5 protein-coding genes are annotated in these 5,409 nt (G+C 66.6%); 1 reads left to right on the plus strand and 4 read right to left on the minus strand.

Annotation, left to right across the window (positions count from 1 at the left end):
* From ACE039_RS10470 to ACE039_RS10480, 3 genes are all read right to left on the minus strand, one after another.
* Window positions 1-1,538, minus strand: a 1,538-nt coding sequence (locus ACE039_RS10470) for a nitrite/sulfite reductase (protein WP_485822334.1), incomplete at its 3' end; no start/stop codon positions are given.
* Between the two features lie 240 nt (window positions 1,539-1,778).
* Window positions 1,779-1,970, minus strand: coding sequence for a DUF2970 domain-containing protein (locus ACE039_RS10475; RefSeq protein ID WP_448713194.1), 192 nt, complete (start codon window positions 1,968-1,970; stop codon window positions 1,779-1,781).
* A gap of 75 nt (window positions 1,971-2,045) precedes the next feature.
* Window positions 2,046-2,981: a LysR family transcriptional regulator gene (locus ACE039_RS10480; protein WP_105558726.1), complete on the minus strand. Its 936-nt coding sequence runs from the start codon at window positions 2,979-2,981 to the stop codon at window positions 2,046-2,048.
* A 256-nt stretch (window positions 2,982-3,237) separates the two neighbouring features.
* Between ACE039_RS10480 and ACE039_RS10485 the strand changes: the two genes are divergently transcribed.
* Complete coding sequence (locus tag ACE039_RS10485; RefSeq protein WP_105558725.1) at window positions 3,238-4,575, plus strand: DUF3100 domain-containing protein; 1,338 nt, start codon at window positions 3,238-3,240, stop codon at window positions 4,573-4,575.
* Between the two features lie 110 nt (window positions 4,576-4,685).
* Here ACE039_RS10485 and ACE039_RS10490 read toward each other — a convergent pair whose 3' ends face one another.
* Window positions 4,686-5,273 carry a hypothetical protein gene (locus ACE039_RS10490; RefSeq protein WP_485822335.1) on the minus strand — a complete coding sequence of 196 codons (588 nt, stop codon included), beginning with the start codon at window positions 5,271-5,273 and terminating at the stop codon, window positions 4,686-4,688.
* Window positions 5,274-5,409: the final 136 nt, after the last annotated feature.

Consider the following 5,409-nt stretch of genomic DNA (forward strand, 5'->3'; position numbering starts at 1 on the left):
CGCCCCACGGCGGCACCGCCGCCGCGCGTGGATTCCAGGTCGGGCAGGGGCTTGGCGGCGCCGTTCTGGCGGCCCCCCAGCGTGACCTGATACCACTCTTCGCCCGCCTTATCGACGCCCAGGATGCCGATGTGCCCCACATGGTGGTGGCCACAGGAATTGATGCAACCCGAGATGTTCAAGTCCAGTTCGCCGATCTCGAACAGGTAATCCAGGTCGTCGAATTGGCGCTGGATGGCTTCGGCGACAGGGATGGACACGGCGTTGGCCAGCGCGCAGAAGTCGCCGCCGGGACAGGCGATGATGTTGGTCAACAGGCCGACGTTGGGCGTGGCCAGGTTCAGCGCTTCCAGCTTCTGCCAAAGCTCGTGCAACTGCGCGCGGCGCACGTCGGCCAAGATCAGGTTCTGCTCGTGCGAGACGCGCAGTTCGCCGAAGCCATAGGCGTCGGCCAGGTCGGCCACGGCGTCCATCTGGTCGGCGGTGATGTCGCCGGGCGGCACGCCGGTGGGCTTGAGCGAAACGGTGACGGCGGCGTAGCCCGCGACTTTGTGCGCGTGCACGTTGGTGCGCAGCCAGCGCGCAAAGCGCTTGTCGGCGGCGGCAAGCGCGTCGGTGTTGTCGGCGTCGGTGGCGGCGGCAGCGTCGTATTGCGGCCAGACGAAGCGGGCCTTGATGCTGTCGACGAATTCCTGGGTGATGGTGTCGGGGCCGCCCTTGATGAGCTGCCATTGTTCATCGACCTGCTTTGCGTAGACCTCGGGCGTCAGGTCTTTGACCAGGATCTTGATGCGCGCTTTGTACTTGTTGTCGCGGCGGCCGTGCAGGTTGTAGACCCGCAGCGCGGCCTGCATGTAGGTCAGCAGGTCTTGCCATTCGACGAAGGGGTTGATCAGTTTGCCGACGATGGGCGTGCGACCCATGCCGCCGCCCACCCAGACGCGGAAGCCCAGCTTGCCGTCGCGTTCAACGGCTTGCAGGCCGATGTCGTGCACGCCGACCGCCGCGCGGTCTTGCACGGCGCCGCTGACGGCGATCTTGAACTTGCGTGGCAGGAAGGCGAATTCCGGGTGCAGCGTGGACCACTGGCGAATGATCTCGCACCAGACGAGCGGGTCGACGAGTTCGTCCGGCGCGACACCGGCGAAGTGGTCGGTCGTGGTGTTGCGGATGCAGTTGCCGCTGGTCTGGATGGCGTGCATCTGGACGGTGGCGAGTTCCGCCAGGATGTCCGGCACGTCTTCCAGGCGGGGCCAGTTGAACTGGATGTTCTGGCGGGTGCTGAAGTGGCCATAGCCGCGGTCCCACTTGCGCGCGATGTGCGCCAGGGTACGCAGTTGGCGCGACGCCAGCATGCCGTAGGGGATGGCCACGCGCAGCATGGGCGCGTGGCGTTGGATGTACAGGCCGTTCTGCAGGCGCAGAACGCGGAATTCATCTTCGGTAAGCTGGCCGTCGAGGAAGCGGCGCGTCTGATCGGCGAACTGCGCCACACGCTGCTCGACAAGCTGCTGGTCGACGGGGTCATACACGTACATGTCTACTGCCCTTGAAGTCTTCTCGGTCTGAGTCCCTTCACGCCCGGCGCCGTGCGGCGGGAAAAGGGGATTCATAACCGTAACAGGCAGCAGACATCAGCGTCTAAGTCATTCTCGTAATATGGAAATAAGGCCCCCACGCTGCGCACGCTTCGCGCGCTTGCTGCCCCCCGAGGGGGCGCTTCCCCCCTTGGGGCGGCCCGGCGGGGGGAAGAGGCCCCCACGCTGCGTCTGGAGCGCTTACAGCACCGCATTCACCGCCCAACGCGCCACGAAGACCAGGATAACCACCAGGCACGCGGCCAATAGCAGCCCGGTGGCGATCAGGGGGCCGGGTTTGTTGTGGGCGATGTCGGCCTGATAGCCGCGGCCGCGGCGCACACCGAAAAAACCCCAGAGCACGGAGCGGACCGTGCGCAGGAAACTAAGCATATGCGCCTCCTGGCGGATAAAGGGGAGTGGGCACTGTAGGCCGTGCCGCCCTTCGCAGACAGAGGCAGATCCGCGTCAACCGACCATATCAGACGAGGGCGCCCCGGGCGCGCCGATGCCGCGGACGATATGGTCCAGCAATTCGCGGGCGGCGGGCGAGATATGACGCCCCGCGCGGCTCAGCACATGCAGGCTGCCCTGGTTCAGGATCGGGTTGGCCAACGGCAGGCTGGCCAGCCGCTGCGCCCGCATGTCCGCGGTGACGGCGATGGGGGGCGTCAGCGCATAGCCGATGCCGGCCGCGGCGAACTGCCATAGCGCCTTGAACGAAGACGTCGTGAGCACATTGCGCAATCGCACCTGCTCACTGATCTCGGCGGCCTGTATATGTTGGCGCACGCCAAACCCCTCCTGCATGGACGCACCCGGATGGTCGGCCAGATCGGTCAGCAGCAGGGGGCGGTTCAGCCGGGTCAGCGGATGGTCCTGGCGCACGATGGCGCGAATGGGTTCGGGGCGCGAGTAATGGGTGCGCAGGCGGGCATCATTGGGCGGTTGGAACACCAATCCTATATAGGCGCGGTCGTCCACGATGCGCTGCACGATCTCGGAGGTGCGGGCCACGTCGATATCCAGCGTGACCTCGGGGTGGCTGCGCCAGTAGCCGGGCAGCACGCGGTCGAACATCAGTTCAACGAAGCCTTCGCCCAACACCAGGTCGATATGGCCCCGTTCGGCCTTGCGCAGGCTGTCGATCTCGGAAAAGAAGCTCTCCTGGATGTTCTGCTGGCGTTTCACGTAGCGGGCCAGGATATGGCCGGCGTCGGTGGGCACCACGCCGCGCCCGCGGCGCTCGAACAGCGCCATGCCGCAGTCGCGTTCCAGCGCGGCGATGGCGCGGCTGACGGCTGACGGGTCCATGTCCAGCACTTCGGCGGCGCCGCGCACCGATCCGCGGCTCATGACCTGCATGAAATAGTGGGTGCGGCGGGCGTCGAGTTTTTCATCCATGGCGGGGCTCTTCAAAGCGGAGTGCGGCGGGATATCCACAGCGTCGACCTGGGGTTTACCCGTAAAATATCGGATACCTTGCAAAATTTTCCCAGGAAAAGGCTGTCCGTTGCATTTTACGCAACGCTAATGCGCAGGTGGTGTCATGGTTGCCCGCAAGGCCGCCGGGCGAAAATCGCGCCTGCTGCCCGCGCCGCCGTCGTCACGCGCCGGCGCGCCGCTACGAAAACTTATTCACGTTCATCAGGGGAATTCGATGTCTCACGCCAGCGTCAGCCTGGCCGCGCCCTCCATGCCGCTATCCGCCCGCATTCGCATGCTGGCCGCCATTTTGCTGGTGGTCGGTATTTCCGAAGCGATCGGCAGCGTCACCTTCGCGGTGGGCCCGGGCAAGATCGTTCTGCAACCGATGCTTTGGGCGATCTTCATCGGCGCCATCGTGGCCGCGTTCGGCCAGCGCCTGCCGGCAGGTTCGGGCATCGACAAGGCCATGCAGACCCGCATCAGCGGCTATCTGCAATACGCCCTGCTGCCGTTCCTGGCGAAGCTGGGCCTGATGGTCGGTGGATCGCTGCCGCAGGTGCGCGAAGCCGGTTGGGCCCTGGTGTTCCAGGAATTCGGCCACTTCTTCGGCACGATGGTCATCGGCTTGCCGCTGGCCCTGCTGCTGGGCATCAAGCGCGAAGCCATCGGCGCCACCTTCTCGGTGGGCCGCGAGCCCAGCCTGGCCATCATCGGCGAACGCTACGGCATGAATTCGCCGGAAGGCCGCGGCGTGATGGCCGAGTACATCACGGGCACGGTGATCGGCGCGCTGTTCGTCGCGCTGATGGCCGGCTTCATCACCAGCCTGAACATCTTTGATCCGCGTTCGCTCGCCATGGGCGCCGGCGTGGGCTCGGGCAGCATGATGGCGGCCGGCGTGGGTGCCATCGCCTCGCAGCAGACGCCGGAAATGGCGCATCAAGTGGCCGCGCTGGCCGCTGCCGCCAACCTGCTGACGACCGTGGTCGGCGTGTACTTCACGCTGTTCATCTCGCTGCCCACGACCATCTTCCTGTACGGCAAGCTGGAACCCGTGCTGGGCCGCTTCGCGCGCGGCAAGGCCTCGGAAGCCAAGGTCGACGACAGCGTGTCCGAAGACGTGCCGGCGCATGGCGCAAAAATGGGCTTCGGTGACCGCCTGACCGCCTATATGGTTTGCGGCCTGTTCGCGCTGGTGGGCAACCGCCTGGGCTACAACGTGCCGTTCATGGACGCGCTGCCCGGCATGGGCATCATTATCCTGCTGGTGGTCCTGACCGACCTGATCCTGCGCGTGGTGCCCAAGCTGCCGGCCGTTGCCGTGTTGTCGCTGATCGCCATGACGGCGGGCTGCCCCGGCGTGCTGCCGTACTCGGACCAGATCATCGCTGCCGTCGGCAAGGTGAACTTCCTGCCGTTCACGACCGTCATCCTGGCCATGGCCGGTCTGTCGATCCTGAAAGACCTGCCTGCGTTCCGCAAGCTGGGCTGGAAGATCGTGGTTGTGTCCCTGGCCGCCAACGCCGGCACGTTCATGGGCGCGACGATGATCGCGGAATTCTTCCACTGATCGTGCGGGCCTGAACGTCGGCCGACAAAAAAAGAGCCGCCTGGAAACAGGCGGCTTTTTCTTTTGGGGCGCCGCGCCGCGATGGCGGGCGCGGTGGGCGGCAAGGGTGGTCAGCGCGTGTCGGGTGCGAAGCCGGACCGGTAGCGGGCGTTGTCGGTGACGTTCTCGGTGGCGCCGATGTTGGCCACGGCGGGCACGGCGGCGCTGGCGGCCTTCATGGCCACGGCGGCTTGCCATTCCTGCACCTGCGGATTGCCCATCGCGACCCGGTAGGGTTGCAGCGGCGTCAGGCCTTCGATGGTGCCCAGGTCGTTGGCGCTGCCGGCGCGTTGCGCCAGCGGATCCGGCTGTGCCGAGAAATCGTCGACGGCGCGACGCATGCGCGCATCGGCGTACTGGTCGCGCAAGGCGTCCACGTGGGTTTGCGGTGCAGGCGGCAGGCGCGGCGCATCGGCGCCCACATGGGCATTCCGGGCGAAGACGCCGAAGGCTGCGGGCGGGTCGGCGTCGCGCAGGCGGGCGACGCGCTGGGCTTCCCAGGCCGTGGCGGCCTGCGCGGCGCGCTGAGCCTGGCGGGCGGCGGCGTTTTGCGCGACGCGTTCGGCTTCCCACGCGGGGCGGGTATCGTCCAGCATCGGGACGCGCGCCGGGTAGGGCGCGGCGACGCGAGGAATGGCGGAGATCGCAGCGACGTTCATGCGGGGCTCCCTGTCGTGGTGGGCCAGAAGTTTGGTCTGTCCAGCGGGTGACAAGTTCACTGTAACAGGACGGGAAGGCCGGAAAAAGGCCCCCACGCTTCGCCCGCTGCGCGAGCTTGCTGCCCCCCGAGGGGGC

It is taken from the genome of Achromobacter maghribensis (genome assembly GCF_057334215.1).

Bases quoted from the DNA above. Each gene is read 5' to 3' on its own strand.
- ACE039_RS10490 (WP_485822335.1), bottom strand. From the start codon at position 5,273: ATGAACGTCGCTGCGATCTCCGCCATTCCTCGCGTCGCCGCGCCCTAC.
- ACE039_RS10480 (WP_105558726.1), bottom strand. From the start codon at position 2,981: ATGGATGAAAAACTCGACGCCCGCCGCACCCACTATTTCATGCAGGTC.
- ACE039_RS10475 (WP_448713194.1), bottom strand. From the start codon at position 1,970: ATGCTTAGTTTCCTGCGCACGGTCCGCTCCGTGCTCTGGGGTTTTTTC.
- ACE039_RS10485 (WP_105558725.1), top strand. From the start codon at position 3,238: ATGTCTCACGCCAGCGTCAGCCTGGCCGCGCCCTCCATGCCGCTATCC.